Below are 3,823 nucleotides of genomic sequence, written 5' to 3'. Positions count from 1 at the left end.
TGTTTGCGGCAAGTTAATACAACTTGTATTAAGCTGTTTCCACAAAAATGCGACCGCATCGAGTCTAAATAAACGCACGCCATTGTCTAAATAATGGCGAATTATTCCCATAAACTCTTTAAGTACCTCGGGGTTTGCAAAATCAAAATCAACCTGATCGTGACTAAACGTACACCACACGTGTTTTTCGCCGCTTGGCGTAGTTACAGTATTTAATAACGATGACGTACGCGGGCGTACAACTTGGCTTAAATCATCCGTTAAGCTGGCCGTTTTGAAATAGTCTTTACCCGGGTGTAAATCATTTAAAAAGTTCTCAAACCATACACTTCTGCTTGAGCAATGGTTAATAACCAAATCCGCCATTAGCTTTACATCTTTAGCGATATTTTGAATATCTCGCCAATCACCCAAGGACTCATTCACTTGCACGTAGTTCATTACGGCAAAGCCTTCGTCTGAGCTGTACGGGTAAAATGGCAATATGTGCAGCGCATTTAACTGCATATCACATTGCTCTTTTATAAACCTGTGTAGTGTTTTAAGCGGTGCCTCCATTGGGCTCGATACGGCAAATTCACTATCATCGTGTTTAATAATAGAGTCGCCATAAGCAATCAATACTATATCTTGTTCATCCCACCGGTTTGTATGGGGTGTCGGGTCGCGCAGTGCATTGCTACCTAGTATAATTTTAATGAGTTGCTGAGCAAGCTCAGTAACCGATAAAGGCAGCTCAACACCCTCATAAATAATATGAAGATGTTGCTCTACTCGTTGTAAAAATAATTCGCTAACTGTACTCACATGCGCCCCTAATATTTATTGTTTAGACTTATAGGCTAGTTAACCTGCACGCAGGTTAACTATATTCTTCGTTATCTAGCTCTACGGCTTCTTTTAAGCGCTCAAGTACGTCTGGCATTGCTGATACAACACGGTTCCAACTTGGCACAAATGGCGCTTCCATTGGGTTTTCTAAAAAGTGTTGCCCTGCTTCCATAATATTTTGTGCAAACATTTCTACTGCTTTTTCTTCTTGGTGTACATCAAGCGTTAACCCGTTCATTAGCGCGTCGTTATGATACGTTTCTATAAAATCTAAACCGATACGGTAATAAGTCGCTTTTAATGAACGAATTGTTTCGCTGGTAAAAGTAACACCTTGAGTCGCCAGCTTTCTAAACAATGCCTTAGTAATATCAATCGACATTTTAGACAAACCTGCACTTTGATCATCAAGTGAAAGTTCTTGGTGTTTATGATCGTAATTATCGGCAATATCTACTTGGCACAAGCGGTTATGCGAATAGTTACGATACATTTCACTCAGTACACCTATTTCAAGGCCCCAATCACTTGGGATACGAATATCGTTTAATACATCGCGTCTAAACGAAAACTCACCTGCAAGTGGGTATCTAAAAGAGTCCATATATTCAAGGTAGTCGGTATTGCCTAAAATTGTTTTAAATGAGCGAAGCAGTGGCGTTACTAATAAGCGCGATACACGGCCATTAATTTTGCCATTAGCAGTACGCGGGTAAAACCCTTTACAAAATTCATAGTTAAAACGCGGATGCGCAACGGGGTAAATTAAGCGAGCAAGTAGGCTTCTATCGTAGGTTAAAATATCACAATCATGCAGCGCGATAGACTCTACTTCTGCTGTTGCTAATTTATAGCCCATGCAGTACCACACATTACGCCCTTTACCCAGCTCGCGTGGGGCAACACCTAGCTCTTGTAATTCTTTATCTAGTGCTTGTAAGCGTGGGCCGTCGTTCCATAATACTTTATGATTTTGGTTTAGCTCTTTAAAAAAGCCTAGTGCATGACGGTACTGTGCTTCGTCGGCTCTATCTAAGCCTATCGTAATTTGTGATAAATATGGTACTTCGCGTAATTCACTAACTATATTTTGCAGCGCAGGGCCTTCAAGTTCACTAAATAACGAAGGAAGTATTAACCCCATAGGGCGCTGCTTACTAAAAGTAAGTAGCTCTTTTTCTAGGTCTTCTATTGGTCTGTCGGCAATATTATGTAGTGTTGTAATAATGCCATTTTGGTAAAAATCAGCCATGAGATGTTTGCTCCTCAGAAATACTTAAAATACTGCTAATACACGGCAACGACGTTATTTCTTCAATCCAGCCCAGCGGTGCTGGTGATTGAGAATATCGTGCTTTGTTGTGCGACAATTTAACCGGCTTTTTACTCGCCGGATTGGCAATAATAATGGCGATATTTGCGTGTTCTAACATTTGCTTATCGTTATCGCTATCACCCAGTGCTATAACCGTGAGAGGCTTTCTGAAATGATGGGTAAACTGTTTAACTAACCACTGCTGTGCAGCGCTTTTATCGGTATTTTTGGCAATATGAATGAAGCGTCCGCCAATTTTTATATCGTAGCCGAGTGCTTCAACATCGTTTACAAAGGCTGTGAGTAATTCGTCATTGCCATACCAATAAAGAGGGTCTGAATAATCGCGAGTTTGTGCGCGTCTTGCTTGTGCATCGTTTAGCCCGGTAAGCTCTGAAATTTGCTCACTCGATAAGTCACTAAACAATTTGTAATGCGCTTTATAATCCGCCTTTAAAGTATTTAAATCATTTAATAAACTCGATAACGGCTTTGCCATTGCGTAGCACCAATAAGCGCCTACTTTTTTACAACCAATTGGCTTTAATTCAAAATAGTCTTCTGGAATAAATACCGCTGCACCGTTTTCGACAATAAAAGGCTGTTGAATATTTAAATCGTTTTTAAGCTCTATAACTTCGCAAAAAGTTTTGCTGGTATTAAACACCACAGGAATATGCGCATTTTGCAGCTGCTGTAATAACTCACTGATATTATTTGTATTGTAATCGGCGTGATCGAGTAATGTACCGTCCAAATCTGTAAAAATAATAGGTTGAAGGGTGTCATCACTTGTTAGGTGCATACCGCTAATATCTCGGTTGCTATCAAGTTCAATTAAAGCATTTGCTTTAGCGCTCAGTGTGTTTAAGTTCTCACGCGTAATGCGCTCAAAATGAGAAATAAAATACACCAATTGCTCGTTAGTCATGGTGCCTGAGCCTTCACCTTTTTTGGCTATTAGCTTTTGTTCTTGCTCTTGTCGCCATGTAAAAACATCACTAAAACTCGGTGCTTTTAGCATAACGGTATAATCAATTAGGTTAAAAACGGCTTTATATTCATTTGCCAAACAGCTATTTACACAGCGGCGCCAAACGCCTTCTTTATCAAACTGTTGCTCTAACTCGTTAAGCGGCTCACTCAATGAAAACAGCGGTTGTGGCTCACTGCCCACGCACCACCCTTCTAAAATAACAATATCAACTGGCTTTTCATTTGTTAGCCAATCACTTGTTGGCACGCAGTCGTCTTCGTGTTTATTAAAACGTGGAAGCGGTACGTTTACCTCTCCTGCCAGTAAGTTAGTTATTGTGCTATTCATTAACGCTACGTCGTGAGTACCCGGTACTCCACGAGTAGTAAAAAGAGGATGTACGTCTTTGGCAAGCTCAGTACGTGCTTGTTTTGCTAAATAAAAGTCATCAATAGACAATGCAACACTGTTAAGTGGTGTGTTTTTAGAAAACCACGTAACTAAAAAATCTGCGAGTGTTGTTTTTCCTGAGCCCTGGCATCCATTTATGGCAACAAAAATAGGAGTATTTGTTTTTTTAGATTCGAGGATGTCATGCGCAAGTGGAACAAAATATTGCTCACTCAAATATTGATACTTTAAAGGCAGTTGGTGTTTTGCTAAAAACGGGGTTATATCCACAATATTGGCCTCTGACATAG

At 40.1% G+C, this 3,823-nt stretch carries 3 protein-coding genes; all 3 read right to left on the bottom strand.

All coding sequences use genetic code 11. The annotated features are described in order from the left end of the window. The coding region (locus H5072_RS14005; protein ID WP_310735884.1) for an alpha-amylase family glycosyl hydrolase at positions 1–807 on the bottom strand (807 nt) is incomplete at its 3' end. 55 nt (positions 808–862) lie between these two features. Then, positions 863–2,083: a glycosyl transferase gene (locus H5072_RS14000; protein WP_002958673.1), complete on the bottom strand. Its 1,221-nt coding sequence runs from the start codon at positions 2,081–2,083 to the stop codon at positions 863–865. Further along, the gene (locus tag H5072_RS13995) at positions 2,076–3,821 is read right to left on the bottom strand and encodes an HAD-IIB family hydrolase (RefSeq protein WP_149603638.1); all 1,746 of its coding nucleotides are present in this window, start codon (positions 3,819–3,821) and stop codon (positions 2,076–2,078) included. Before H5072_RS13995 ends, H5072_RS14000 begins: the two co-directional genes overlap by 8 nt. Positions 3,822–3,823 lie beyond the last annotated feature (2 nt).

This window comes from Pseudoalteromonas sp. SR45-5, from assembly GCF_014163565.1.
In the GTDB taxonomy this organism is placed as follows: domain Bacteria; phylum Pseudomonadota; class Gammaproteobacteria; order Enterobacterales; family Alteromonadaceae; genus Pseudoalteromonas; species Pseudoalteromonas distincta.
Note: the sequence above shows the minus strand (reverse complement) of the source record. Positions and strands in the feature narration are given on the sequence as shown.

Bases quoted from the DNA above. Each gene is read 5' to 3' on its own strand.
- H5072_RS14000 (WP_002958673.1), bottom strand. From the start codon at position 2,083: ATGGCTGATTTTTACCAAAATGGCATTATTACAACACTACATAATATT.
- H5072_RS13995 (WP_149603638.1), bottom strand. From the start codon at position 3,821: ATGTCAGAGGCCAATATTGTGGATATAACCCCGTTTTTAGCAAAACAC.